This window comes from Mesorhizobium sp. P2_D1, from assembly GCF_056404455.1.
The window spans coordinates 25,678-51,378 of the sequence record NZ_JBFUDZ010000003.1; the positions used below are offsets into that span (position 1 = coordinate 25,678).

The following is a 25,701-nucleotide window of genomic DNA, read 5'->3' on the forward strand; positions in this document are numbered from 1 at the left end:
ATAAGGAAGAACTGATGTCCGTCACCAAGGAAATCGTCACCGAGCGCCTGAAGACGGTCAATGGCCCGGATTTCACCAGCAACATCGTTGACCTTGGCATGGTTTCCGAGATTTTCATCGCCGATTCCAAGGTCTTCTTCTCGATCACCGTTCCCGCCGCTCGCGCCCAGGAGATGGAACCGCTGCGGGCTGCTGCCGAGCGCGTCGTCAAGGCTATTCCCGGCGTTGCCGGTGCCGTCGTTGCACTGACGGCGGAAAAGAAAGGCGGCGGCATGGAAGCGCCGGTTCCATCGCGCCCTGCACCCAGGCCAGCGCCGCCGGCTCCCACCGCGCCGCGTGCCGCTCCGCACGCTCCGCCTTCGCACAGCCAGGGCAGGCGTGGCGTGCCTGGCATCGAAGCGATCATCGCCGTCGCTTCCGGCAAGGGTGGTGTCGGCAAGTCGACCACGGCCGTCAACATCGCTCTTGGCCTCGCCGCCAATGGTTTGCGCGTCGGCGTGCTCGACGCCGACATCTATGGCCCGTCCATGCCGCGCCTGCTCAACATCCACGGCCGGCCGCAGACCGTCGACGGCAAGATCCTGAAACCGATGGAGAATTATGGGCTTAAAGTGATGTCGATGGGCTTCCTCGTCGATGAGGAGACACCGATGATCTGGCGCGGTCCGATGGTGATGTCGGCGCTGACGCAGATGCTGCGCGAGGTCGAATGGGGCCGGCTCGACGTGCTCGTCGTCGACATGCCGCCAGGCACCGGCGACGCACAACTGACCATGGCCCAGCAAGTCCCATTAGCCGGCGCCGTCATCGTCTCGACGCCGCAGGATCTGGCGCTGATCGATGCACGCAAGGGCCTCAACATGTTCAAGAAGGTCGACGTGCCGCTGCTCGGCATCGTCGAGAACATGAGCTATTTCATCGCTCCCGATACCGGCAAACGCTACGACATCTTCGGCCATGGCGGCGCGCGCCGCGAAGCCGAGCGTCTGGGCGTCACCTTCCTTGGCGAGGTGCCGCTCGAGATGGGCATTCGCGAAAGCTCGGATGCCGGAACGCCGGTGGTTGTCTCGAAGCCCGACGGCGCCGAGGCAAGGATCTACCGGGATATCGCTTCGAAGGTTTGGGACCGGATCAATGAAGAGCGTGGCGCGGCCGCCGATGCGGTGCCGAACATCGTGTTCGAGTAGTTTTTCGTTCGGCAGGCGCCGCCCTCATTGTCCTGCCGGACATTTCTCCCGTATAGTGACGGGGAGAAAAAGACACCGTCCTTGATGATTTCTCCAATCACCAGCGTGGGAGGAAGGGTGCGGACGTTGCGRCCAGTTCCCTTCTCCCCGTCACTATACGGGGAGAAGGTGCCGGCAGGCGGATGAGGGGCAGCGTTGGCCCCCAGAGAAGCCAGGCGTCGTTCGAGCTAGGACGTAACCTAAGCCGCGCCAACCTTCTCGCCGAAGCTTGAAAAAAACTGTCCGGCCAGTTTCTTCGAGGTCGATTCGATCAGCCGGCTGCCGAGCTGCGCGATCTTGCCGCCGACATCGGCCTTGGCCGCGTATTTCAGCACCGTGGTATCCGGTCCATCCTCTGTCAGCGTCACGTCGGCGCCGCCCTTGGCGAAGCCGGCGATGCCCCCCTTGCCTTCGCCCTGGATGGTGTAGGAGTGCGGCGGCTTGAGATTCTTGAGCGTCACCTCGCCGTTGAACGTCGCCTTGATCGGCCCGATCTTCACCACCACGGTCGCCGCCATCTCGGTCGGCGACTTCATCTCCAGGCTCTGGCAGCCGGGAATCGTCGCCTTCAAGACCTCGGGATCGTTCAGCGCTTCCCACACCTTTTGCAAGGGCGCGGCAATGCGCTCCTCGCCTTCGATCACCAAAGCCATGAAAACCTCCCTGACACGATTGATCGAAGCCGTAACGCACGGCTGCATGCATGTCTATCGCACCAAAGTCCGGATGCGACCCTGCGCCCTCTTGCCTGCTCCCGCGCGTTGCCATATCGATTTGTCTTACAAATACGGAGACCACGATGGCAGGCGCCCCCACCAGGAAGAAAAAATTTCGCTCGCAGGAGTGGTTCGACAATCCCGACAATCCGGGCATGACGGCGCTCTACCTGGAGCGCTACCTGAATTACGGCCTGACGCGGGCCGAACTGATGTCCGGCAAGCCGCTGATTGGCATCGCCCAGACCGGTTCGGATCTCTCGCCCTGCAACCGGCATCACATCGAGCTAGCCAAGCGCGTACGTGAAGGCATCGTCTCGATGGGCGGCATTCCGTTCGAATTCCCGTGCCATCCGATCCAGGAGACCGGCAAGCGCCCGACCGCCGCTCTTGACCGCAACCTTGCCTATCTCGGCCTGGTCGAGGTGCTATACGGCTATCCACTCGATGGCGTCGTGCTCACCATCGGCTGCGACAAGACAACGCCGGCCCTGCTGATGGCGGCAGCCACCGTCAACATCCCGGCGATCGCGCTGTCGGTCGGCCCGATGCTCAATGGCTGGCACAAGGGCAAGCGCACCGGCTCCGGCACCATCGTCTGGGAATCGCGCCAGCGCCTGTCGGCAGGCGAGATCGACTATGACGAGTTCATGGACATCGTCGCCTCTTCGGCGCCGTCCACCGGCTACTGCAACACCATGGGCACCGCCACGACGATGAACTCGCTGGCCGAGGCGCTTGGCATGCAATTGCCGGGCTCTGCCGCCATCCCCGCACCTTACCGCGAGCGCGGCCAGATCGCCTACGAGACCGGCAAACGTATCGTCGACATGGTGCATGAAGACCTCAAGCCGTCCGACATCATGACGAGAGAGGCTTTCGAGAACGCCATTGTCGTCAATTCGGCAATTGGCGGCTCGACCAACGCGCCTATCCATCTCAACGCCATCGCCCGCCATCTCGGCGTCAAGCTCGACAATGACGACTGGCAGACGGTCGGCCTCAACGTTCCGCTGCTGGTCAATTTGCAGCCGACGGGCGAATATCTGGGCGAGGACTACCATCATGCCGGCGGCGTGCCGGCGGTCATCGCCGAACTGATGAAGGGCGGGCTGTTGCCGCATCCCGGTGCGCGCACGGTCAACGGCAAGTCTATCGGTGAGAATAGCGAGGGTGTCGCCAACGAGAACACCGACGTCATCCGCTCCGTTGCCGCGCCGCTGAAGGCCAATGCCGGCTTCATCAACCTCAAGGGCAATCTGTTCGATTCCGCGATCATGAAGACCAGCGGCATCTCGCCCGAATTCCGCGAGCGCTATCTCTCCAATCCGAAGGATCCCGAGGCTTTCGAAGGCAACGCCATGGTCTTCGACGGGCCCGAGGACTACCACGCCCGCATCGACGATCCGGCGCAAGGCATCGATGAACACACGATCCTGTTCATGCGTGGCGCCGGCCCGATCGGCTATCCCGGCGGCGCCGAGGTCGTCAACATGCAGCCGCCGGCCTATCTGATCAAGAAGGGCATCCATGCGCTCGCCTGCATCGGTGACGGCCGCCAGTCCGGCACGTCGGGTTCGCCTTCGATCCTCAACGCCTCGCCGGAAGCCGCGATCGGCGGCGGGTTGGCGCTGCTCAAGACGGGCGACCGTGTCCGCATCGACCTGCGCAAAGGCACGGCCGACATCCTCGTCACCGACGACGAGATCACCCGGCGGCGTGCCGAACTGCAGAACAATGGCGGATATGACTATCCCAAGCACCAGACGCCCTGGCAGGAGATCCAGCGCGGCATGGTTGCGCAGTTTTCAGAGGGAATGGTGCTGAAGCCGGCGGTGAAATACCAGGATGTCGCGCACACCAGAGGTGTCCCCAGGGATAATCACTGAGCGACATCTGTTCGTAGATGCTTACATAAATGACAAACGGCGGCTTGATCCGGATCAGGCCGCCGTTGTCCTTGACAAGCCCGGGCGATGCATCCACCATCATGGCAAGGGGTGTATCGCGACGACCCCGTGAGGCGTCAGCCCAACGTTCGCGTCCAAGCTTCTTTTTCCAGGAGGTGGACGCCATGCCGTCAACAACCGCTATCACCGTATCGCAACTATCCCGCCTGATCGGTCTGCCAGGCGCGCCCGTCATCATCGATGTCCGTATCGATGATGACTTCGACGCCGATCCACGCCTTCTGCCGGCCTCGAGCCGGCGCGATTTCAAGACTGTTTCGACCTGGGCCGCCGAATTCGTTGGCAAGCCAGTGACGGTCGTTTGTCAGAGAGGGCTGAAACTCTCGCAAGGTGTCGCCGCATGGCTGCGCCATGAGGGCATTTCCGCCGAAAGCCTCGACGGTGGGTTCGAAGCCTGGCGTGATGCAAAGGGACTTCTGCTCCGCACTGACACCTTGCCTTCGCGCGACGAAAAGGGTCGCACCGTGTGGGTGACACGAGCCCGCCCAAAGGTGGATCGCATCGCTTGCCCCTGGCTGATCCGGCGTTTCGTCGATCCCCATGCGATCTTTCTGTTTGTCGAGCCGGCCGAAGTTCTTGCCGTGGCCGATCGCTTCCAGGCAGTGCCTTTCGACATCGACGATGTGTTCTGGAGCCATCGCGGCGAACGCTGCACCTTCGACACGATGATTGAGGAGTTCGGGCTGGAATCCGAGGCGCTCGATCGCCTTGCCCTGATCGTGCGCGCGGCCGACACCGCAAGCCTCGATCTTGTTCCCCAGGCTGCCGGCTTCCTGGCGGCTTCGCTTGGCCTGTCGCGTATGTTTCGCGACGACCTGGAACAGCTGGACGCAGGCATGCTGCTCTACGATGCGTTCTTTCGTTGGTGTCGTGACGCCACTGAAGAAACGCACAACTGGCCCAGTACAGGCGCGGGCAAACCGTCATGAGCGCGCTCGAGTCGCAAGATACCGTGGTCCAGGGCCCGGCTGCGCCGACCTTCACCGAAGCCATGAAACTCTGGGCAAAAATCGGGTTGCTCAGCTTCGGCGGGCCGGCCGGGCAGATCGCATTGATGCACAAGGAACTGGTCGAGGAGCGGCGCTGGATCGGCGAGCAGCGTTTCCTGCACGCTCTGAACTATTGCATGCTGCTGCCTGGCCCCGAAGCCCAGCAACTCGCCATCTATGTCGGTTGGCTGCTGCACAGGACGATCGGCGGCCTTGTCGCCGGCATCCTGTTCGTGGTGCCGGGCGCGCTCGTCATGCTCGTCCTGAGCAGCCTCTACGTTCTCTATGGCGACGTGCCGCTCGTCGAGGCGCTGTTTTTCGGGGTGAAAGCGGCGGTGCTTGCCATTGTCATCGAGGCGGTGATCCGGATCGGACGACGTGCCCTGAAGAACAGGGTCATGGTGTCGATCGCCGTCTCGGCTTTCATCGCCATCTATGCGTTGAATGTACCGTTCCCGCTCATCGTCCTGCTCGCGGGCCTGACGGGATGGCTGGGAAACCGCATTGCTCCGGCGCTGTTTTCCAGCTCGGCACATGGCAAGGACGGTATTGCCGATAGCAAGGGAGCGGTCGACCTGATGTTCGAGCGCGGCGAACTGGCCCACCTCAGGCCGACGAAATGGCATGCGCCGCGCACGGTTGCGATCTGGCTGCCGATCTGGCTCGGGCCTGTTCTGCTGATCTGGTGGCTGACCGGCTCTGCAAGCGTCTGGACCGAGATAGGCCGGTTCTTCAGTCTCATGGCGGTCGTCACCTTCGGCGGCGCCTACGCGGTGCTCGCTTATGTCGCCCAGGCAGCCGTCCAGTCCTTCGGCTGGCTCGCTCCCGGTGAAATGGTCGACGGTTTGGGCCTTGCCGAAACGACGCCGGGTCCGCTCATCCTGGTGTTGCAGTTCGTTGGCTTCATCGCCGCGTTCCGCCATCCCGGCTCGCTGGACCCGTTGCTTGCCGGATCGCTGGGGGCGTTGCTGACCCTGTGGGTTACGTTCACGCCCTGCTTCTTCTGGATATTCCTCGGTGCGCCCTATATCGAGGCCCTGCGCGGCAACAAGGCCTTATCGGCAGCACTTGGCGCGATCACCGCCGCTGTTGTCGGGGTGATCATGAATCTGGCTCTGTGGTTCGCCCTGCACGTCATTTTCCATGAGGTACACGCGCTGGGTCTCGGCATGAATGTGCCGGTATTTTCGTCAATCGATTGGCGCGCGGCGCTGCTTTCCTGTGCCGCCATGATCGCTATCCTGAAGTTTAGAATCGGCATGCTGCCGACGCTTGCCGGATCAGCCCTGGCCGGTGTCTTGCTGTTGGCGGCAAGTGGCTGACATGCACAACGGCAAAGGCACAAAGCGCGTCGCGTGAACCCGTTTCAATGCGACGCGCCTTAGAAATCACTGCCTTTGTATTCCGCTTGCGAACCACCTAAGTGGTTGGAAACGGATTGGAACATGATGGCGCCACGACGCTCTTCCCTTGGCTTCCTCGGAATGTTCGGCCGCTCGGGCGACTTGAGGCAGCTCGATGCGGCATTGCGTGGCGCCGACCTTCATCCCGCCCTCGTGCCGGAGGGCGTAAAACTCACCATCGTCAATCTGATGAAGGATCATTGGCCTGACGAGCCGCCCGGCCAAGCCTATGCAGACGTGGCGCGATTGTTCAGCTACTGCATCGCCGGACCGGAAGCCTTCGAACGATCCAACGGTCTTCAGAACAGGCTGGATGCAGAGCATCGGATCGAGGCCGCCCTTGAAACCGGCGACAGCTTGGATGCGCAAATCGTGCTGATGACGCTGCACGCCAAGCTGATCAATGCCGAAGTCGTTGACCGCTATGGGCTGGCTAGCGACTGATTGTTTGCGAGGGCCTACCCGCCCATGCTGCCGCGCGGCAGCTTGATCATCTCGCCAAAGCGGGCGCGCAGCCTGTCGTCGATCAGCTTCGGCACATGGCGAGGAAAGCGCTCGGCAAGCACGCGCTTCTTTTCGATGATCGCACGCTGCAGGATGTCGGGCCGGCCCTTCTCGTTCCATTCCTTGGGCGAAAATCGGTCGCCCACGGCCGGATAGAAATACTCGGTCTGCATCAGGCGCAGCGTCTGCTCATTGCCGAGATAGTGGCCCGGACCCTTCAGGCAGACATCGGCGATGGTGTCGATCGACAGCGCCTCGTCGGTCACCTCGATGCCGCGCACGCAGCGCAGGCAGTGGCCGAGCATGTCGTTGTCGATGATCAGGCTCTCCAGGCAGAAACCAAGCAGCGAGGCGTGCATGCCGGCCRATTCGTAGACCAGGTTGAGCCCGGCAAGGCCGGCCATCACATCGGTGATGCCTTTTTCGTAGCCGGACTGGATGTCGGGCAGTTTCGAATCCGTCATGCCCGCGGCCGAGCCGCCCGGCAGGTCGTAATATTGCGCCATCTGCGCGCAGGCCGCGGTCAGCACCGCTTGCTCGGCTGAACCGCCAGACATGGCGCCGGTCCTGAGATCCGACACGAATGGCCAGGTGCCGAAGATCGCCGGATGCCCCGGCTTGATGGCGTTGACATACATGAGGCCGACCAGCACTTCGGCCACCGCCTGCACCACCGCACCGGCAATCGCCGCCGGGGCCGTGGCACCGGCCTGTCCGGCCGACAGCAAGAGGATCGGAATGCCACCTTCGACGCAGGCCTCTAGCACGCCGCAGGCGTCCTCGGCGAACTTCATCGGCGGCACGACAAAGCAGTTGGAGTTCGAGACGAACGGCCGGGCGCGGAAGTTCTCCTCGCCGCCGGCAATGGCATAGAGCATTTCGAGCGCCGGCTGCACATTCTCGCGCACCGTGAACGAGGTGCCGACATGCTTCGACGTGCCCATCACGCAGGCATAGAGCGTGTTGAAATCCATATCGAGCGGGTCGGGAATGTCGCGCGGCACCATCGGGCGCTGGAAGAAATGGATGTTGTCGAGCCCCTCGACGAGGCGGGCGGCGTCATAGATGTCCTGCAGCAGCGACTCGCGGTATTCGCGCTTTTCGACATCGACCAGATGCACGGCGGCGCCCGCCGTGCCGTAATGCACGCGCTTGCCCTTGATCAGCATGTCGTGCTTGGGGTCCTGGCCGTGCAGCGTGAAATGCCGCGCCGCTTTCTTGATCGTGTCGAGCACGAGCGCGCGGGGGAAGCGGATGCGGCCGTCATCGCCATAGCTGGCGCCGGCCTTAGTCAGGGCATCGATGCAGGAGGGTATGGCATTGGCGAAGCCAACCGTTTCCAGGAGCGTCAGCACGGCTTCGTGGATGCGTTCCTGGTCGTTCTCCGTCAGCGGCCCGTAGCTGCCGCCTTCGAGGCCGGCGCGCACCGGCTTGATGTCGTCGGCCAACGGTGCTGCCCGCATAGCGCGGCGCGCTTCGCGCCCGCCGGAGCGGCGCGAACGTTGATCCGCCGCCGCGTCCTGCTTTTCAAGAACTGACATGGAGACACTCCACCTTTCCGAGAAGCAGGGCGCGGCGGTTGGTCCACCATCGGCTGCTTCTTCCCCTTTGTGCTCCGACTATGCCGCCGGCATTGGCCCAGCCTATGAGCCAGACGGTCCGGCTGCATATGCCAGGGCTAATGGAGCCGGAGCCACGCTGTGCGGCTCCGGCAAGGGGGTCGGGCGGTGGATCAGGCGGCGGCCGGCCTGCGTCCGGCGGCGGTGGCCAGTTCGCGGATGCCTGGCTCGATGTGCTGGAGCGCGATCGAGGAAATGCCCAGCCGCATGAAACGCGAAGGCTTTTCAGTGCGATCGAAGAAACGATCGCCTGGCTCGATGATGACGCTGCGCGAGGCGGCTGCCTCGGCCAGTCCGCGCGAATCGGTGCCGCGCGGCCCTTCAAGCCACAGCGATGTGCCGCCGGCCGAATCGGTCGAACGCCATTCCGGCAGGAAAGCGGAAATCGCATGGACCAGGCGCTTGCGCCGCTCGTCGAAGGCGCTCGACAGCCGCCGCACAAGTGCCTCGTGATGGCCGAGCGACAGGAACAGCGCGACGGCGCGCTGGTTGTTGGCAGGCGGATGGCGCAGCATGAAGCGGCGCAGCGCCCTGAGTTCCGAGATCAGTCCGGCCGAGGCGACGATGTAGCCGAGCCGCAGGCCTGGAGCCAGCGTCTTCGACATCGAGCCGACATAGACGACGCGGCCGGAGCGGTCGAGGCTCTTCAATGCCTGCTGCGGCGCCTCGTCGAGAAGCTGGCTGTCATAGCCATCCTCGATGATGATCTGGTTGTAGCGGTTGGCCCGCGCCAGGAGATCCTGCCGCCGTTCCGCCGACAGCGGCACCATGGTCGGGCAATGATGGCTCGGCGTGACGAAGACGAAGCCGGAATCATTGGGAATAGAAGCGGTTACAATGCCGGACTGGTCGACCGGCACCGGCTGTATGTCGGCTCCCGCAAGGCGGAAGATCGAGCGTGCATCGGGGTAGCCGGGGTCCTCCATCGCCACCTTGGAGCCCTTGCCCATCAGCAGCGTCGCCAGCATGTAGAGCGCGTTCTGGGCGCCCAGCGTGACGATGATTTCGTCGGGATTGGCGAAGATGCCGCGCCGCGGCAACAGCCGCGCCTGGATCTGTTCGATCAGCAACGGATCATCGCGATCGACCATGTCGGACGCCCAGTTGCGGATTTCGAGCACGGCAAGCGCCATGCGGTTGCACTCGCGCCACTCGGCGGTCGGGAACAGCGCCGGGTCGAACTGGCCGTAGACGAAGGGGTAGGACGACTTGATCCAGTTCTCGTGCTTGGCCGGCGGCGGCATGTCGCTTGCGGCGATCTTGCGGCGTGCCTTCCAGTCGATCTCGTTGGCCTGGTCGGGCGCCTTCTGATGCGGCTTGGCTGGTGTCGCCAACACATCGGGATTGACGAAATGGCCGCGCCGCTCGCGTGCCACCAGGAAGCCCTGGTCGACGAGCTGCTGGAAGGCCAGCACCACGGTTCCGCGCGCCACGCCGAGTTTTTCGGCCAGGATCCGGCAGGAGGGGAGCGGCATCGAAGCGGCGATCTGGCGGTCGAGAATGGCGGCCACGATGGCTTGGCGGATCTGTGCCTGCAGGGTCTGGCCGGATTCGGCCGAAATCCGGAACAGGCCGGACCATATCGCCGTGTCGTTTCGCTGTGGCATGGAAGATGTTCCTCGATGGCCAGCTTTTTTCGCTTGGCTGGACCAGTCGAATGTAACGGTGGCACAAGGGGTTGCGCCAATCAATTTTTCTGATCGTTGGGATTTATGCCAGTGATCCTTCGGCGGAAAATCCGGCACTCCGCCCACCTCAGGACGCACCTGCGTCGTCGCCGCGTGACGATTCGCGTCATCGCCCGCGTATTGACCGTACAGAATTCGGCTCACTAGTTTTGGCGCGACGACACGCGCCGGAAACATCCGGTCTGATATGGTGCGTCGAAAACGCCAGGAGTCCCGCCAGTGGATCAGTCAGCCTTCCAGAAACAGCTCGCAGCCTTGCGCGATCATCGCGCCGCGGCGCCAGCCAGCATGCGCCAGGCCTTCGCCGCCGATCCGCAGCGGTTCAAGACATTCTCCGCCACCGACGGCGACCTGTTGCTCGACTGGTCGAAATGCGCGGTCGACGCGCTCACCATGGACCTACTGGAGAAACTTGCCAGGGCAGCCGATCTCGAAGGCCGCCGGGCGGCGATGTTCGCCGGCAAGAAGATCAACGTCACCGAAGACCGTGCCGTGCTGCACACGGCGCTGCGCAACCTGACCGGCAAGGGCGTCACCGTCGATGGCCAGGACGTCAAGGCGGACGTCACTGCCGTGCTCGACGCGATGGGCGCCTTTGCCGATGCCGTGCGCTCCGGCAAGGCAGCCGGCGCCACCGGCAAGAAAATCACCGACATCGTCAACATCGGCATCGGCGGTTCCGATCTCGGCCCGGCCATGGCGACGCTGGCGCTGGCCCCCTATCATGACGGGCCGCGCGCGCACTATGTCTCCAACATCGACGGCGCCCATATCCACGACACGCTGAAGGGCCTGTCGGCCGAAACCACGCTTTTCATCATCGCCTCCAAGACCTTTACCACCGTCGAGACGATGACCAATGCCGAGACGGCGCGCAAATGGGTGCAGAAGGCGCTCGGCAAGGAAGCCGTCGGCAAGCATTTCGCCGCCGTCTCGACCGCGCTCGAGCTGGTGGCCAAGTTCGGCATCGAATCGGATCGCGTCTTCGGCTTCTGGGACTGGGTCGGCGGCCGCTATTCGGTCTGGGGGGCGATCGGCCTGCCGGTGATGATCGCGGTCGGGCCGCGGAATTTTCGCGCCTTCCTCGATGGGGCGCATGAGATGGACGAGCATTTCCGCACCGCGCCGGTGCAGGAGAACCTGCCGGCGCTGCTGGGGCTGGTCGGCTGGTGGCATCGCGTGATCTGCGGATATCCCGCGCGTGCCGTCATTCCCTATGACCAGCGCCTGTCCCGGCTGCCGGCCTATCTGCAGCAGCTCGACATGGAATCAAACGGCAAGAGCGTCACCCTCGAAGGCGTTGCGGTGACGACCCCGACCGGACCGCTGGTCTGGGGCGAGCCTGGCACCAACGGCCAGCATGCCTTCTTCCAGCTGCTGCATCAGGGCACCGATTTCATCCCGGTCGAATTCCTCGCCGCGGCCGTCGGCCACGAGCCGGACCTCAAGCATCAGCATGATCTGCTGCTCGCCAACTGCCTGGCGCAGTCGGAAGCGTTGATGAAGGGCCGCACGCTGGAGGAGGCGCGCGCCCAGATGCTGGCCAAGGGCATGAAGCCGGCCGAGGTCGACAAGATCGCCCCGCACCGCGTTTTCTCCGGCAACCGGCCCTCGCTGACCATCCTCTACCGCAAGCTCGACCCGCGCACCTTCGGCCGGCTGATCGCACTCTACGAGCATCGCGTCTTCGTCGAAGGCACTTTGTTCAACATCAATTCCTTCGACCAGTGGGGCGTCGAGCTCGGCAAGGAACTGGCCACCGGCCTCTTGCCTGTCGTGGAGGGCAAGGAAAGTGCCGCGAAGCGGGATGCATCGACCGCTGGCCTGGTGGGATACATCCAGCATTTGCGTGGTTCGGAGTGAGCAGTTTGGCAGACATCAAGGGCATATTGTTCGACAAGGATGGGACGCTTGTCGACTTCAACGCGACCTGGCTCGGCATTGCCGACTTCATGGCCATGGATGCCGCCGAGGGCGATCGCTGGAAGGCCGACAGGCTGCTTTCGGCGGCGGGTTTCGATTTCGTCAACAAGCGGTTCAGGCCCGATTCGATCTTTGCCTCGGGCACCAACATGGATGTCGTCGAACTGTGGTTCCCGCGCCTGTCCGACGAGGACCAGATGCTGGCCGTCGCGCGCTTCAACGAAATCACGTCCGTGCAAGGCTCGTCGATGGCGGTGGCACTGCCCGGCATCGTCGAAACGCTGACAGTGCTGCACAAGCGATCCTACCGGCTCGGCGTCGCTACCAACGATTCGACCGGCGGCGCGGAGAAGACGATGGTCACGCTTGGCGTCGCCCAGCTCTTCGACGCTGCCTATGGCTATGACGCGGTGGCCAATCCGAAACCGGCGCCGGACACGATCTTCGCCTTCTGCGACCTGACCGGGCTGAAGCCGGCGCAAATCGCCATGGTTGGCGACAATCGCCACGACTTGGAGATGGCGCGAGCCGGCGGCTGCGGGTTGGCGATCGGCGTGCTCTCCGGCACCGGCACACGTGAATCGCTGTCGTCGATCGCCGATATGGTGCTGGATTCGGTTGCCGACCTGCCGGATTTTCTGTCGGCGCGAGTCAAGGAAACGATCTAGCGGCCGGATATACCCTCCAAACGGAAGACACCGCTCTTCGGCGCGCTGTCTTTCGTCTGGCCGAAGTCCGGCACCTGGTATTCGGCAAGCAGGCGCAGCCGCGATCGCGGCAGGTAGGCGCGGCCCGGATCGCCAACAAGAACCTCGATACCGGCATCAAGGCAGCGGTCAAGGAAAGGCATGACGCGGTCGGCGACGTCCTGTCCATAAAAGACGTCGCCGGCGGTGACGACATCGACCGCAGGCGGCGATCCGCAGGTAATATCCTGCCCCATGACCGTCATCGCAACGCCGTTGGCCGCGGCGTTGAGGCCGATCGCGGCAATGCCGTTACGATCGATCTCCGCGGCGATCACCGCGCTCGCCCCGGCCTTGGCCGCGGCAATGCCGACAAGACCCGAACCGGCGCCGAGGTCGAACACGCGGCGACCGGCCACGGTTTGCGGATGGTCGAGTATATAGCGTGCAAGTACGGCGCCGCCGGCCCAGGCATAGGCCCAGTAGGGCGGCTGCGGATCGGGTCCATCCTCATCCGCCTCGGCCGTGTCGTCATCATCGTCGAAGCTTTGCCGCGGATCGATAAGCCGCCTCAGGCCACTCCCCGGATGAGGCGTATAAAGCCGGATCTCGGGAAGCGACGGCACCGGGGCGATGCGCATGTTCGCCCTGATGAACTCGGTCGGGTCAGGACGGCAAGGTGCATCCACGGCGCCAAGGCCGTCGGCTGCCGTCATTCGCGCAGCGCCCGCCGCAGGATCTTGCCGACCGGCGTCTTCGGCAGCTCGGTCCGGAATTCGATGTATTTGGGCCGCTTGTAGCCGGTCAGGTTCTCGCGGCAATAGGCGGTGAGCGTCTCTGCGGTCAGCGCCGGGTCCTTCCTGACCACGAACAGCTTCGGCACTTCGCCCGAATGCTCGTCCGGCACGCCGATCGCCGCCACTTCGAGCACGCCCGGATGCATCGCCACGACTTCCTCGAGCTCGTTCGGATAGACGTTGAAGCCCGAGACCAGGATCATATCCTTCTTGCGGTCGACGATCTTGGTGTAGCCACGCTCGTCCATGAAGCCCATGTCGCCGGATTTGAAATAGCCGTCCTTGGTCATCACCTTGGCGGTCTCATCCGGCCGGTTCCAGTAGCCCGCCATCACTTGCGGCCCCCGGATGCAGATTTCGCCGACCTCGCCGAGTGGCAGATTGTTGCCGTCGTCGTCGCGGATGGCGATCTCCGTCGACGGCAGCGGCAGGCCGATGGTGCCGGTGAAGTCGCTGGCGCTGAACTTGTTGGCGGTGGCCACCGGCGAGGTTTCCGACAGCCCGTAGCCTTCGGTCACCGGACAGCCGGTCAGGGCCTTCCAGCGTTCGGCGACGCCCTTCTGCACCGCCATGCCGCCGCCCAACGTCAGCACCAGCGGCTTGAAGTCGAGCTTGCGGAAGTCCTCATTGTTGAGCAGGGCGTTGAACAGCGTGTTCAAGCCCGGAAAGATGTGGATCGGATATTTCTGCAGTTCCTTGACGAAGCCGGGAATGTCGCGCGGGTTGGGAATGAGCACATTACGCGCACCTTGCTGCATGCCCATCAGCGCATTCACCGTCAGCGCGAAGATATGATAGAGCGGCAGGGCGCAGATAAAGTTCGGATGCGCCGGTTTCGGCTTGATCGTATAGGCGTCTTCCATCCACTGCGCGTTCTGCACGACATTGGCCAGCACGTTGCTGTGCAGCAGCGTTGCGCCCTTCGAGACGCCCGTGGTGCCGCCCGTATATTGCAGGAAGGCGACATCGTCGGCCGCCACCTTGGCTGGCTTGAAGCCCACGCCGCCGCCGGCCTTGACGGCCGCGTTGAACTTGACATGGCCGGGCAGCGACCATGCCGGCACCATCTTCTTCACCCGGCGCACGACGAAATTGACGATCGTGCCCTTCAGTCCGCCGAGCATGTCTCCCATCGCGGCGACCACGACATGCTTGACCGCCGTTCTGGAGATGACCGCCTGCAAGGTGCTGGCGAAGTTCTCCAGGATGACGATGGCTTGTGCACCGGAATCCTTGAGCTGGTGCTCCAGTTCGCGCGGTGTGTAGAGCGGATTGATGTTCACCACGACATAGCCGGCGCGCAAGACGGCCATCATCACCACCGGATATTGCAGCACGTTGGGCATCATCAGGGCGACGCGTGCGCCCTTTTGCAGTCCCTTCGATTGCAGGTATGCGCCGAAGGCCGCCGACAGCCGTTCGACATCGGCATAGCTGATGGACTTGTCCATGCAGGTAAAGGCGGGCTGGGCGGAAAATTGCTTGCAGGCGGCGACCAGGAAATCGCCGATCGAGCTGTAGGGCAAGGCGCCGATTTCAGCTGGTACGCTTTTCGGATAGCTTTTGAGCCATGGCTTTTCCGGCAGCCCGGCAGCCAGGGCCGTCAGCGCCTCCGGCAATCGCGAGGCCGCGGCCGGCTTCGCCGCTGCAGCCGTCGTCGCGGGCTTGGCGGCGGGCTTGGCAGTGGCGGGCTTAGCCGCGGACGCCGGCTTTCCGACGGCAGGCTTGGCCTTGGCCGCCGGCTTTGCGCTTGCCTGCACCGGCACGGGGGCCGCCTTCGGCTTTGCCGCGACGGCTTTGGCAACGGGCGCTTTCGGCTTGACCGCCTTGGCTTTCACCGGCGCCGTCGTCTTTGATGCTTTTGCCACCCGTTCCTCCCTGGATAATTCTTGTTCGCCCGTGCCGCGCTCGCCCGTGAATTGACGGAGACGTCCCCCACTGCTGCCTGGATCTGTTCTATGTATTGCCTCTATCGGCGGCCGTGCAAGTCTTGCCCCTGCGGCAAGGCGGCGAAAGATTTGCCGCCAAGAATCTCCCCTGCCGCCGATACTGCGAACCGCTATCCTGCCGCACCCTCGGCTGGGCCAAGGCCCGCGCACGACCTGTATCGCCAGATCAGAGATCAATAAAAAAATGCGGTCGTTAACAATCCCGTGAATGGAAAAAACTGCTAATTTTTTCTGCCATTTAGCAAAATGGCGGATTTTTTTCCTGCTTCCCGAGGGGTAAGCAAACGGGGTGTTCCAAAGCCGGAAAAACGGTGCTTATATGCGGGCTTCGCGAGCCTGATAGAGGGGCTTGGAAGAACATCAGGGAGTGCTCAATGAAAAAGAAACTCGCTTTTGCGGCCGCGTTGCTGGCCGCAAGCGTCCTGAGCGGCATGGCCAATGCGAAGACGCTTGTCTATTGCTCGGAAGCATCGCCGGCCAATTTTGATCCGGGTACGACGACGGGCGGCAACGACTTCGATGCCTCGTCGCGCACCGTCTATTCGCGCCTGGTCGAATTCAAGCATGGCGGCACCGAGGTCGAGCCCGGCCTTGCCGACAAGTGGGAAATCTCGGACGATGGCCTGGTCTATACTTTCCATCTGCATCCGGGTGTGAAGTTCCAGACCACCGACTATTTCAAGCCGACCCGTGACCTCAATGCCGACGACGTCGTCTTCTCCTTCGACCGTCAGTTCAACAAGGCGAACCCGTGGAACGGCGATAAATACCTGCCGAACCTGACTTGGGATTATTACACCGGCATGGACATGCCGAAGTATGTCGCCAAGTGGGAAAAGGTCGACGACCTGACCGTCAAGCTGACCCTGACCGAGCCGAACGCGCCCATGCTTGCCAACCTCGGCATGGACTTCGCCTCGATCGTGTCGAAGGAATATGCCGAGCAGCTGGAGAAGTCCGGCAAGATGGCCGATTTCTCCACCAAGCCGATCGGCACCGGTCCGTTCCAGTTCGTCGACTATCAGCTGGATTCGGTTATCCGTTACGCGGCCCATCCGGATTATTTCAAGGGCAAGGAGAAGATCGACGATCTCGTCTTCGCCATCACGCCTGACGCGACCGCCCGCATCCAGAAGGTGCTTGCCGGCGAATGCGACATCGCGCCCTATCCGAATCCTGCCGACATCGGCACGATCAAGGCCAGCCAGGACGTGACCCTGATGGATCAGGCCGGCCTGAACATCGGCTACATGAGCTACAACACCACCATCCCGCCACTCGACAAGCCCGAGGTGCGCCATGCGCTCAATCAGGCTATCGATCGGGAATCACTGATCAAGTCGCTGTTCCAGGACGCCGGCGCCACGCCGGCCGTAAACCTGATCCCGCCGACCATGTGGTCGTGGGACAAGGATGTGAAGGCCGACGCCTATGATCCGGATGCGGCCAAGAAGGTTCTGTCCGCTGCCGGGCTGACGGAAATCCAGCTCTGGGCTTCCGATCGCGTTCGTCCTTACAACCCGAACTTCCAGCGCGCCGCCGAACTGATCCAGGCCGACTGGGCCAAGGTCGGCGTCAAGGCCGAGATCGTGAACTACGAGTGGACCAAGTATCGCTCGGAAGGCAAGAAGAAGGACCGTCCAGGCGCCTTCCAGATTGGCTGGACCGGTGACAATGGCGATCCGGACAACTTTTTCGCCACCCTATTCGCCTGCTCCGCCATCGGCGTCTCGAACTACTCGAGCTGGTGCGACAAGGACTTCGAGGACCTGATCCAGAAGGCCAAGAAGACCAGCGACCAGGCCGAGCGCACCAAGCTCTATGAGCAGGCGCAGGTCGTCTTCCAGAAGCAGGCTCCGGCCTTCCTGCTGGCACACAGCCAAGTCTACGCAGTCGTGCGCAAGAATGTCAGCGGTTTCATGATGGACCCGCTCGGCATTCACCGCTTCGACGGCGTCGACAAAGCCGAATAAGATATTGAGTGGGGCGGCGCTGTAGAGCGCTGCCCCCTTCGCCATGCTCAAATATATACTTCACAGAATTGCACTTTTGATCCCGACGCTTGTCGGCATCACTATCTGTGCCTTCGCCTTCGTCAGGCTGCTGCCTGGCGATCCCATCCTTGCCATGGCCGGCGAACACGGCGTGGCGCCGGCGCGTTACGAGGAACTCAAGGAACAGTTCGGCTATAATCTGCCGATCTGGCAGCAATACGCACGCTATGTCGGCGAGGTCGTGACCGGCGATTTCGGGGTCTCCATCTCGTCCAAGCGCCCGGTGCTCGAAGAGTTCAAGACGCTCTTCCCGGCGACGCTGGAACTGTCGTTCTTCGCCATGATTTTCGCCATGGTGCTCGGCATTCCGGCCGGCATCTTCGCGGCGATCAAGCGCGGCTCCTGGTTCGACCAGTCGCTGATGGGCACGGCGCTCGTCGGCTACTCCATGCCGATCTTCTGGTGGGGCCTGCTGCTGATCATCTTTTTCTCCGGCTATCTCGGCTGGACACCGGTTAACGGCCGCATCGACCTGCAGTTCTTCTTCAAGCCGATCACCGGCTTCATGACCATCGACACCTTGCTCTACGGCAAATGGGATGCATTTCGCTCGGTATTGCGCCATCTGGTGCTGCCGACAATTGTGCTCGGCACCATTCCGCTGGCTGTGATAGCGCGCCAGACGCGCTCCGCTATGCTCGAGGTGCTGGGCGAGGACTACGTGCGGACGGCCCGAGCCAAGGGGCTTTCGTCGGCCCGAGTCATCGGCGTGCACGCTCTGCGCAATGCACTCATTCCGGTGGTCACTACCATCGGCCTGCAGGTTAGTACGCTGCTCGCCGGGGCCATCCTTACCGAAACGATCTTCTCCTGGCCTGGCATCGGCAGGTGGATGGTCGAATCCATATCCAAGCGCGACTATGTTGTCGTGCAGTCTGGCCTGCTCTTGATCGCCCTTATCGTCATGGCCGTGAACCTGATCGTCGATGTACTTTATGCCGTTATCAACCCACGCATAAGGGCGGCATGATGAGCCAGTCGACCGAAATCGCCCCGATGGCCGCCGGCAACCCGGATCGCCTCACCGGTCTCAGGACCTTCTGGTATTATTTCTCGGTGAACCGCGGCGCCGTCATCGGCCTGTTCGTCTTCATCCTGCTGGTGCTGGCGGCGCTGTTTGCGCCGCTCCTGGCTCCCTATGCACCCGACGTCCAGGACAAGACTGCATTCCTGCGGCCTCCGGCCTGGCAGGACGGCGGCTCGACACAATATCTGCTCGGCACCGATCCGGTCGGGCGTGACATCCTCTCGCGCCTGCTCTACGGCGCGCGCTTCTCGCTGCTGATCGGCGCGGTCGTGGTCTCGCTGGCGCTCACCGGCGGCATCACGCTCGGCCTGCTGGCCGGCTATTTCCGCGGCTGGGTCGACGTGGCGATCATGCGCGTGATGGACCTCATCCTGGCTTTCCCGTCGTTGTTGCTGGCGCTGGTAATGGTCACCATCCTCGGTCCCGGCCTGTTCAACGCGATGCTGGCCATCGCGCTTGTCCTGCAGCCGCATTTCGCGCGGCTGGTGCGCGCCGCCGTGATGGCGGAGAAGAGCCGCGAATATGTCGTGGCGGCGAAGGTCGCCGGCGCCGGCCATATCAGGCTGATGCTTCGCACCATCCTGCCGAATTGCCTGGGACCGCTGATCGTCCAGGGCACGCTGTCGTTTTCCAACGCTATCCTCGAGGCGGCCGCTCTGGGTTTTCTTGGCCTCGGCGCCCAGCCGCCAACGCCCGAATGGGGAACGATGCTCGCTTCGGCGCGCGAATTCATCCTGCGCGCCTGGTGGGTGGTGACCTTCCCCGGTCTTGCCATCCTCATCACTGTGCTTGCCATCAATCTGATTGGCGACGGTCTGCGCGACGCGCTCGATCCGAAACTGAGGAGGTCGTGATGGCGCTGCTCGATATCCAGAACCTCGTCGTCGAGTTCCAGACCGCTTCCGGTTCTTTCCGCGCCGTTGACGGCGTGTCGCTCCATGTCGACGAGCGCGAAGTGCTGGCGATTGTTGGCGAATCCGGTTCGGGCAAATCGGTTTCGATGTTGGCGGTCATGGGGCTTTTGCCATGGACGGCCACGGTCACCGCCGACCGCATGAGCTTCAATGGCCGCGATCTTCTGAAGCTAAGCCCTGCCGAGCGGCGCAAGATCGTCGGCAAGGACATGTCGATGATCTTCCAGGAGCCGATGGCCAGCCTCAATCCCTGCTTCACCGTCGGCTTCCAGATCGAAGAGGTGCTGCGCTTTCATATGGGTATGGCCGGTGCGCAGCGCCGGGAGCGCGCCATCGAACTCTTGACGCAGGTCGGTATTGCCGAGCCGGCGGAACGGCTGAACTCGTTCCCGCACCAGATGTCGGGCGGCCAGTGCCAGCGCGTCATGATCGCCATCGCCATCGCCTGCAATCCGAAGCTGCTGATCGCCGACGAGCCGACCACCGCGCTCGACGTCACCATCCAGAAGCAGATCCTCGATCTCCTGGTTTCGCTGCAGGCAAAATACGGCATGGGGCTGATCATGATCACCCACAATATGGGCGTCGTGGCAGAGACCGCCGACCGCGTCATCGTCCAGTACAAGGGCCGCAAGATGGAAGAGGCCGACGTGCTGTCGCTGTTTGAATCGCCGAAGAGCAACTACACGCGCGCGCTTTTGTCCGCGCTGCCGGAGAATGCCGTCGGCGACCGGCTGCCGACCGTTTCCGACATGCTGTTCGAGCCGGCGCCTTCGGGAGCCGCCGCATGAGCATCAAGGTCGTCGAAGGCAAGAATATCGTCCGCGACTATCATGTCGGGGGCGGGCTGTTTCGCGCACAGCGCACGGTGCATGCGGTCAAGGGCGTCTCGTTCAGCGTCGACAAGGGCAAGACGCTCGCGATCGTCGGTGAAAGCGGCTGCGGTAAGTCGACGCTGGCCCGCATCATCACGCTGATCGATCCTGCGACTTCGGGTGAGCTGTTCATCGACGGCAACAAGGTCGACATCGCCAAGGACGGGCTGAGCAAGGAGATGCGCCGCAAGGTGCAGATCGTTTTCCAGAACCCTTACGGGTCGCTCAACCCGCGCCAGAAAATCGGCGACGTGTTGGGCGAACCGCTGCTCATCAACACCGGCAAGCCGGCCGAGGAACGGCGCGACCTTGCCATGAAGATGCTGCAGAAGGTCGGTCTCGGACCCGAGCACTACAATCGCTATCCGCATATGTTTTCCGGCGGCCAGCGCCAGCGTATCGCCATTGCCCGAGCGCTGATGCTCAACCCCAGCCTCTTGGTGTTGGACGAGCCGGTCTCGGCTCTCGATCTGTCTGTGCAGGCGCAGGTGCTCAACCTGCTCGCCGACCTGCAGGACGAGTTCCAACTGACCTATGTCTTCATCAGCCACGACCTGTCGGTGGTGCGCTACATCGCCGACGACGTGATGGTGATGTATTTCGGTGAAGCGGTCGAATACGGCTCGCGCGAAGAGGTCTTTGCCGACCCCAAGCACAGCTACACCAAGACGCTGTTCGCCGCGACGCCGCGCGCCGACGTCGCCTCGATCAAGGCGAGGCTGGCAAAGAAGAAGGCCGCCTGACCGGGCGTGTCGATATTCAGGTGAGGCCGGCCTGCGAATGGCGGCTTCCTGCGCTTTCGGTGCTCACGCACCTTAAGTACGCTCCGCTCCGGTTCTCGGAAGCCACCATTCACCGTTTCACGGAAACGGCGAGCCGCTCTAACTCTTTGTTTTGACGCAATTCCGGACGGAAAACCGTTTCACACTTTTCCTGGAATTGCTCTAGGCCAAGCCGCTTACGACAGCTTGGCGATGATGGTGCGCAGCGCCTCGCCAAAGCGCCTGATCTCCTCAACCGTGTTGTAGTGGACCAGCGAGGCGCGGATGGCGCCGCTGTCCATCGACAGGTTGAGCCGCTTCATCAGCCGCGGCGCGTACATGTGGCCGTCGCGGATGCCGATCTGCATCTCGGCCATTTCCTCGACGATCCGCTGCGGCGACAGTCTGCCGATGTTGAAGCAGAAGGTCGGTACGCGTTCGTTTATGCGGGCTTCGTCGGCGACGCCGTAGATCGTCGCGCCGCAATCCTTGAGCACGCCAAGCATCTCGCGAGCCAGCACCAGCTCATAGTCGCGGATGGCGGCCATGCCGGCGACGATGTTTTCGCGCCGCGAGCGGTTGTTGGATGGCGCGAGATTGCGGCCGATCAGTTCGAGATACTGCACGGCCGCATCCATGCCCGAGACGTTCTCGTAGATGAAGGTGCCGGCCTCGACCTTGTAGGGCGGCTCGTCGGGGATGAAATCCTCGCGGAAGGTCGGCAGCCGCTTCAGCGTCTCGAAGCGGCCCCACAGGAAGCCCATATGCGGCGAGAAGTTCTTGTAGCCTGAACAGACGAGGTAATCGCAATCCCAGGCCTGCACGTCGATCAGCCCATGCGGCCCATAGTGCACGCAGTCCAGGAACACCTCGGCGCCGGCGGCGCGTGCGATCTTGGCAACGGAAGCGACGTCGACGATCGAGCCGATAGAATGCGCTGTGACCGTGCAGGCGACCAGCCGGGTGCGGTCGGAAACCAGCGGGCGCAGATCGTCGACATGCAGATTGCCGTCCTCGCGCATACGCCACCATTTGAACTTGGCGCCGGCGGACTCCAGCGCCAGCCATGTGGCGATGTTGGCGTCGTGGTCCATGTCGGTAATAACGATCTCGTCGCGCTCTTGAAGCATCTGGCCGATGCCGAGGCTGACCAGGCGGATGAACGAGGTGGCGTTCATGCCGAAGCAGATTTCGGCCGGGCTGGCGGCGTTGATCAGAAGTGCGACACTCTCGCGGGCGTCGGCGACCGACTGGTCGACGGTGACGCTGCGGCCATAGCGGCCACCGCGCTGCACGTTGTGCGAAACCAGATGGTTGGTCACCGCGTCGAGCACGCTTTGCGGGATCTGCGCGCCGGCGGCATTGTCCATGAAGATGAAATCGCCGGCCCGCTGCAAGGCTGGAAACATGGCGCGGATGGTGTCGACGGGGAACGCGGCGGCGCTCGCATTGTCGGTTTGATGTTTGTTCAAGGTCGGCTCCTGCGAAGTTCTTGGCGGGTGGTTTGATTTGCGAGGTCAGCGCGTCTTTTCGGTCTTGAAGCGTTCTTCAAGCAAGCTGACGAGGCGGACCATCGGCCAGAGGAAGATGAGATAGACGAGTGCTGCGCCGATCAGCGGCGAGGGGTTGGCGTAGAGCGACTGCGCATTGGTCGCTTCCTTCAACAATTCCGGCAGCGCCACGGTCGAGGCGAGCGAAGTGTCCTTGAACATCGAGACGCAGTTGCTGGTCATCGGCGGGATGACCACGCGGACCGCCTGCGGCAGCACCACCTTGCGCAAGGTCAAAAGGAACGGCAGGCCGAGCGCCTGCGACGCCTCGAACTGGCCGCGCGGAATGCTTTCGATACCGGAGCGGAACACCTCGGCCGAGTAGGCCGACATGATGATGGCGAACGCCGTCACGGCGGACGCCCAGGATGACAGGCGGATGCCGAGAAACGGCAGCGCGTAGTAGATCAGGATCAGCACGACCAGCACCGGCAGGGCGCGGAAGATGTCGGTGTAGCCGACCGCAAGCCACCGCAGCGGCTTCGGCGAATAAAGTCGCACCAGGCTGATCACCAGGCCGATGGGGATGCCGATGCCTATGCTGAGCAGCCCGAGCAGCAGTGTGTTCAGGAAGCCGCGCAGCAGCGCCGGCAGGCTGGACATGATGACATCGGGATTGAAGAAAGTGTCGATCAGCGACATGGGAGCGTTCCCGAAGCGTTTTGCGTCCAGTGACGCCAGAGCAAGACCCGAACACCGAAATCGGCTGCGCCGTACCAAACCACGGCTCCGGGAAGGGCATGAATAAAACAGGACGTGCCGGCCTTTCGAGCCGGCACGCCTGCGTTCTGTCAGTCGCCGCTCAGGCCTTCGGCAGCGGCATTTCCTTGACGGTCGAGGAATCGGCGGGCGCGTCGCTGCCGAACCACTTCTTGTGGATGGCGGCCAGCGTACCGTCCTTCTTCATCGCGGTCAGCGCGTCGTTCAGCTTGCCGAGCAGCGGGTGGTCCTTGGTCATCATCAGGCCGTATTGCTCGCCGGTCTTGATGCGCTCCTTGACTGTCAGGTCCTTCATTTTGGTGAAGGAGTACTGCATGCCAGGGATGTCGCTGACGGCCGCATCGACGCGTCCGGCGCTGAGATCGAGCAGCAGGTTCTGCTGCGTGTCATAGCCCTTCACGTCGGCGAAGCCGTCGGCTTCTTGATGCCCCTTGACCCAGGTTTCGCCCGTCGAGCCGGATAGCACGCCGACGATCTTGCCCTTGAGGTCGGCTTCGGCCTTGATCGGGCTGTCGGTCTTGGTGGCGATGCCCATGTCGGAATCATAATAGGGCTGCGTGAACGACTGCGACTTCAGCCGCTCCGGCGTGATGGTGATCGACGAGATGGCGACATCGATGCGCTTCGATGTCGTGGCGGCGAACAGCGCCTGGAAGCCGAGGTCGGCGATATCCGTGGTCATGCCGATGCGCTTGGCTGCTTCGTTGACGATGTCGACTTCAAAGCCCTCGAACGTGCCGCTCTCGTTCTTGTACTCGAAGGGCGGGTTGGTCGGGTAGGCGCCGACATTGAGGACGTCGGCGGCATAGGCGGTGGCAGGGCCGGCGGCGATGCCGATAGCGGCGGCGAGAAGCATGAGATTGCGACGGTTCAGATTCATGGTGTTCCCTCTGGGGTGTTCCCTCTGGTCGTTGATCGGGCGGGGTTGGCCCCGCACGGTTTCTTGCCGTCCCACCGTCGGCAGGGCGTCAATTCATGGCCGCGACCATGCGGTCGAGCGCGGTCGCTATCTCTTTGCGTTCACGGCACACGCACATCCGCAGGAAGGCCGTTGCCGAACTTCCGAACAGATGACCGGGTGCCAGCCCAACGCGCGCCGTCTCGAGAATCCTGGTGCAGGCGCGCCGTGCATCGCTCTCGCCTTCCATGGCAAAGAAGGCATACATGCCGCCGCGCGGTTTCGTTGGCAGGATGACGCCCGGAATTTGCGTCAGCCGGTCATAGGCGAGGTCAAGGCCAGTCCTGATCCGCTGCCTGATCTCCTCGACCAGCGGCTCGCCCTGGCGGATCGCTGCAACCGCACCGGCCTGGATTGGCGCGGCGGTGCCGCTGTTGACATATTGCGTCATCGCGCCGAGTTGGTCGGCCACCCCGGACGGATGCGTCAGCCAGCCGATGCGCCAGCCGGTCATCGCCCAGGCCTTCGAGAAGCTGTTGACCGACAGCACCCGGTCGCCATCCTCGGCGATCTGCAGGATGGAGGGCGCAACATCGCCATCGAAATAGAGCCGGCCGTAGACCTCGTCGGAGATGATCCAGATGCCGGTGCGCCGGCTGAACTCGAGCAGCGCGCGCATTTCCTCGGCTGAGGCGGTCCATCCGGTCGGGTTGGACGGCGTCGATAGGAAGATCGCCCGCGTGCGGGCGTCGCAGGTCGCAAACAGCCGGTCGAGGTCGAGATGCCAGTCACCCCTATAGTCGAGCGCAAACGGCCGTGGCTCGCCGCCGATCAGGTGGATGGCGTTGTGGATGTTGGGCCATTGCGGCGCGACATAGACGACGTTGGTGCCGGTATCGACCAGCAGCTCCAGCGCAAGGTACAGCGCCTGCATGCCGCCCGGCGTGACAGTGGTGCGCGCGACCGGGATCGGCCGGCCATGGATGCGCGTCTGGTACTCCGACAGCGCCTCATTCAGGGGGCCATGGCCGCGCATGTTGGGAACGTAGAAGGTCAGGCCTTCATCGAAGGCAGCCTTGGCCGCATCGCGGATGAAAGCGGGCGTCACCATGTCGCCTTCGCCGTACCAGAGCGCGATGACGTCGCCGAGTTCGCGCGCCCGAACGGCAAGGTTGGCGATGTTCTCGGTATGCAGGTCACGGATTTGCGCCCGAATGCCATCGAAGGCATAGCGCGCGCTGGACGACGACTGGGGCAGCATGAACGACAAGGACTGAAACCCCTCCCACCCGGAACACCACGATGGACTGCCCCCGGCAAGCCCGCCCGGTACCGCAGTCGCCATCGATCTTGGAATGCTTATCCAAAGCGCGGCGCTTTTCAAGGCGAAAGTTTTAAGCTTAAAAAGTTTGACCGGCCTGTTGCCCGACCA

Annotated in this window: 21 protein-coding genes; 12 read left to right on the forward strand and 9 right to left on the reverse strand. The window is 62.9% G+C overall.

Features of this window, described 5'->3' with window-relative positions:
• The first annotated feature begins 14 nt into the window (after positions 1–14).
• The gene (locus AC1D0I_RS04305; protein ID WP_477393304.1) at positions 15–1,187 is read left to right on the forward strand and encodes an Mrp/NBP35 family ATP-binding protein; all 1,173 of its coding nucleotides are present in this window, start codon (positions 15–17) and stop codon (positions 1,185–1,187) included.
• A gap of 239 nt (positions 1,188–1,426) precedes the next feature.
• Here AC1D0I_RS04305 and AC1D0I_RS04310 read toward each other — a convergent pair whose 3' ends face one another.
• A complete protein-coding gene (locus tag AC1D0I_RS04310) occupies positions 1,427–1,879 on the reverse strand; it encodes an SRPBCC family protein (protein ID WP_184877311.1) in 453 nt (150 codons plus the stop codon).
• A 146-nt stretch (positions 1,880–2,025) separates the two neighbouring features.
• Between AC1D0I_RS04310 and AC1D0I_RS04315 the strand changes: the two genes are divergently transcribed.
• From AC1D0I_RS04315 to AC1D0I_RS04330, 4 genes are all read left to right on the forward strand, one after another.
• Positions 2,026–3,831, forward strand: coding sequence for an IlvD/Edd family dehydratase (locus AC1D0I_RS04315; protein ID WP_477304937.1), 1,806 nt, complete (start codon positions 2,026–2,028; stop codon positions 3,829–3,831).
• A 185-nt stretch (positions 3,832–4,016) separates the two neighbouring features.
• Positions 4,017–4,841 carry a chromate resistance protein ChrB domain-containing protein gene (locus AC1D0I_RS04320; protein WP_477393306.1) on the forward strand — a complete coding sequence of 275 codons (825 nt, stop codon included), beginning with the start codon at positions 4,017–4,019 and terminating at the stop codon, positions 4,839–4,841.
• Positions 4,838–6,223, forward strand: a complete 1,386-nt coding sequence (gene chrA / locus AC1D0I_RS04325) for a chromate efflux transporter (protein WP_477393308.1) — start codon at positions 4,838–4,840, stop codon at positions 6,221–6,223. The genes AC1D0I_RS04320 and chrA overlap by 4 nt, the downstream gene beginning before the upstream one ends.
• 126 nt (positions 6,224–6,349) lie before the next feature.
• Positions 6,350–6,748 carry a hypothetical protein gene (locus AC1D0I_RS04330; protein ID WP_477393506.1) on the forward strand — a complete coding sequence of 133 codons (399 nt, stop codon included), beginning with the start codon at positions 6,350–6,352 and terminating at the stop codon, positions 6,746–6,748.
• A gap of 14 nt (positions 6,749–6,762) precedes the next feature.
• On the opposite strand, the gene AC1D0I_RS04335 is transcribed toward AC1D0I_RS04330, so the two are convergent.
• On the reverse strand, positions 6,763–8,349 hold the full coding sequence (locus tag AC1D0I_RS04335; protein ID WP_477393310.1) for a trimethylamine methyltransferase family protein: 1,587 nt from the start codon (positions 8,347–8,349) through the stop codon (positions 6,763–6,765).
• A gap of 191 nt (positions 8,350–8,540) precedes the next feature.
• Positions 8,541–10,034 (reverse strand): MocR-like pyridoxine biosynthesis transcription factor PdxR, encoded by a 1,494-nt coding sequence (gene pdxR / locus AC1D0I_RS04340; RefSeq protein ID WP_457152471.1) that lies wholly within the window; start codon positions 10,032–10,034, stop codon positions 8,541–8,543.
• Between the two features lie 300 nt (positions 10,035–10,334).
• On the opposite strand from pdxR, the gene pgi reads away from it, so the two are divergent.
• Positions 10,335–11,978 (forward strand): glucose-6-phosphate isomerase, encoded by a 1,644-nt coding sequence (gene pgi, locus AC1D0I_RS04345; protein WP_477304945.1) that lies wholly within the window; start codon positions 10,335–10,337, stop codon positions 11,976–11,978.
• A 5-nt stretch (positions 11,979–11,983) separates the two neighbouring features.
• Entirely contained in the window at positions 11,984–12,706 is a 723-nt protein-coding gene (locus AC1D0I_RS04350) for an HAD family hydrolase (protein ID WP_477225274.1), read from the forward strand.
• Here AC1D0I_RS04350 and AC1D0I_RS04355 read toward each other — a convergent pair.
• Together AC1D0I_RS04355 and AC1D0I_RS04360 are read right to left on the reverse strand one after the other, a co-directional pair.
• Positions 12,703–13,440 carry a class I SAM-dependent methyltransferase gene (locus AC1D0I_RS04355; protein ID WP_477393311.1) on the reverse strand — a complete coding sequence of 246 codons (738 nt, stop codon included), beginning with the start codon at positions 13,438–13,440 and terminating at the stop codon, positions 12,703–12,705. The two genes, AC1D0I_RS04350 and AC1D0I_RS04355, sit on opposite strands and share 4 nt — an antisense overlap.
• Positions 13,437–15,389 carry a long-chain-fatty-acid--CoA ligase gene (locus tag AC1D0I_RS04360; protein WP_477393312.1) on the reverse strand — a complete coding sequence of 651 codons (1,953 nt, stop codon included), beginning with the start codon at positions 15,387–15,389 and terminating at the stop codon, positions 13,437–13,439. The genes AC1D0I_RS04355 and AC1D0I_RS04360 overlap by 4 nt, the downstream gene beginning before the upstream one ends.
• A gap of 455 nt (positions 15,390–15,844) precedes the next feature.
• On the opposite strand from AC1D0I_RS04360, the gene AC1D0I_RS04365 reads away from it, so the two are divergent.
• Genes AC1D0I_RS04365 through AC1D0I_RS04385 form a run of 5 tightly spaced genes read left to right on the forward strand, consistent with a single transcriptional unit; the run spans position 15,845 to position 21,083 of the window.
• Positions 15,845–17,443 (forward strand): ABC transporter substrate-binding protein, encoded by a 1,599-nt coding sequence (locus AC1D0I_RS04365; RefSeq protein WP_477304955.1) that lies wholly within the window; start codon positions 15,845–15,847, stop codon positions 17,441–17,443.
• 43 nt (positions 17,444–17,486) lie between these two features.
• Positions 17,487–18,494, forward strand: coding sequence for an ABC transporter permease subunit (locus tag AC1D0I_RS04370; protein ID WP_095082599.1), 1,008 nt, complete (start codon positions 17,487–17,489; stop codon positions 18,492–18,494).
• Entirely contained in the window at positions 18,494–19,405 is a 912-nt protein-coding gene (locus tag AC1D0I_RS04375; protein ID WP_477304957.1) for an ABC transporter permease subunit, read from the forward strand. Before AC1D0I_RS04370 ends, AC1D0I_RS04375 begins: the two co-directional genes overlap by 1 nt.
• Positions 19,405–20,256 (forward strand): ABC transporter ATP-binding protein, encoded by an 852-nt coding sequence (locus AC1D0I_RS04380; RefSeq protein WP_477393313.1) that lies wholly within the window; start codon positions 19,405–19,407, stop codon positions 20,254–20,256. Before AC1D0I_RS04375 ends, AC1D0I_RS04380 begins: the two co-directional genes overlap by 1 nt.
• The gene (locus tag AC1D0I_RS04385) at positions 20,253–21,083 is read left to right on the forward strand and encodes a dipeptide ABC transporter ATP-binding protein (protein WP_477393315.1); all 831 of its coding nucleotides are present in this window, start codon (positions 20,253–20,255) and stop codon (positions 21,081–21,083) included. Before AC1D0I_RS04380 ends, AC1D0I_RS04385 begins: the two co-directional genes overlap by 4 nt.
• 215 nt (positions 21,084–21,298) lie before the next feature.
• Here the strand turns inward: AC1D0I_RS04385 and AC1D0I_RS04390 are convergent, their stop codons facing one another.
• The 4 genes from AC1D0I_RS04390 to AC1D0I_RS04405 all read right to left on the reverse strand — a co-directional run bounded on the left by AC1D0I_RS04390 (position 21,299) and on the right by AC1D0I_RS04405 (position 25,530).
• Positions 21,299–22,573, reverse strand: a complete 1,275-nt coding sequence (locus tag AC1D0I_RS04390) for a cysteine desulfurase-like protein (protein WP_477393317.1) — start codon at positions 22,571–22,573, stop codon at positions 21,299–21,301.
• 45 nt (positions 22,574–22,618) lie between these two features.
• The gene (locus tag AC1D0I_RS04395; RefSeq protein ID WP_477225280.1) at positions 22,619–23,293 is read right to left on the reverse strand and encodes an amino acid ABC transporter permease; all 675 of its coding nucleotides are present in this window, start codon (positions 23,291–23,293) and stop codon (positions 22,619–22,621) included.
• Between the two features lie 160 nt (positions 23,294–23,453).
• A complete protein-coding gene (locus AC1D0I_RS04400) occupies positions 23,454–24,251 on the reverse strand; it encodes an ABC transporter substrate-binding protein (protein WP_457152476.1) in 798 nt (265 codons plus the stop codon).
• An 88-nt stretch (positions 24,252–24,339) separates the two neighbouring features.
• Complete coding sequence (locus AC1D0I_RS04405; RefSeq protein ID WP_477393508.1) at positions 24,340–25,530, reverse strand: pyridoxal phosphate-dependent aminotransferase; 1,191 nt, start codon at positions 25,528–25,530, stop codon at positions 24,340–24,342.
• Between the last annotated feature and the right edge of the window lie 171 nt (positions 25,531–25,701).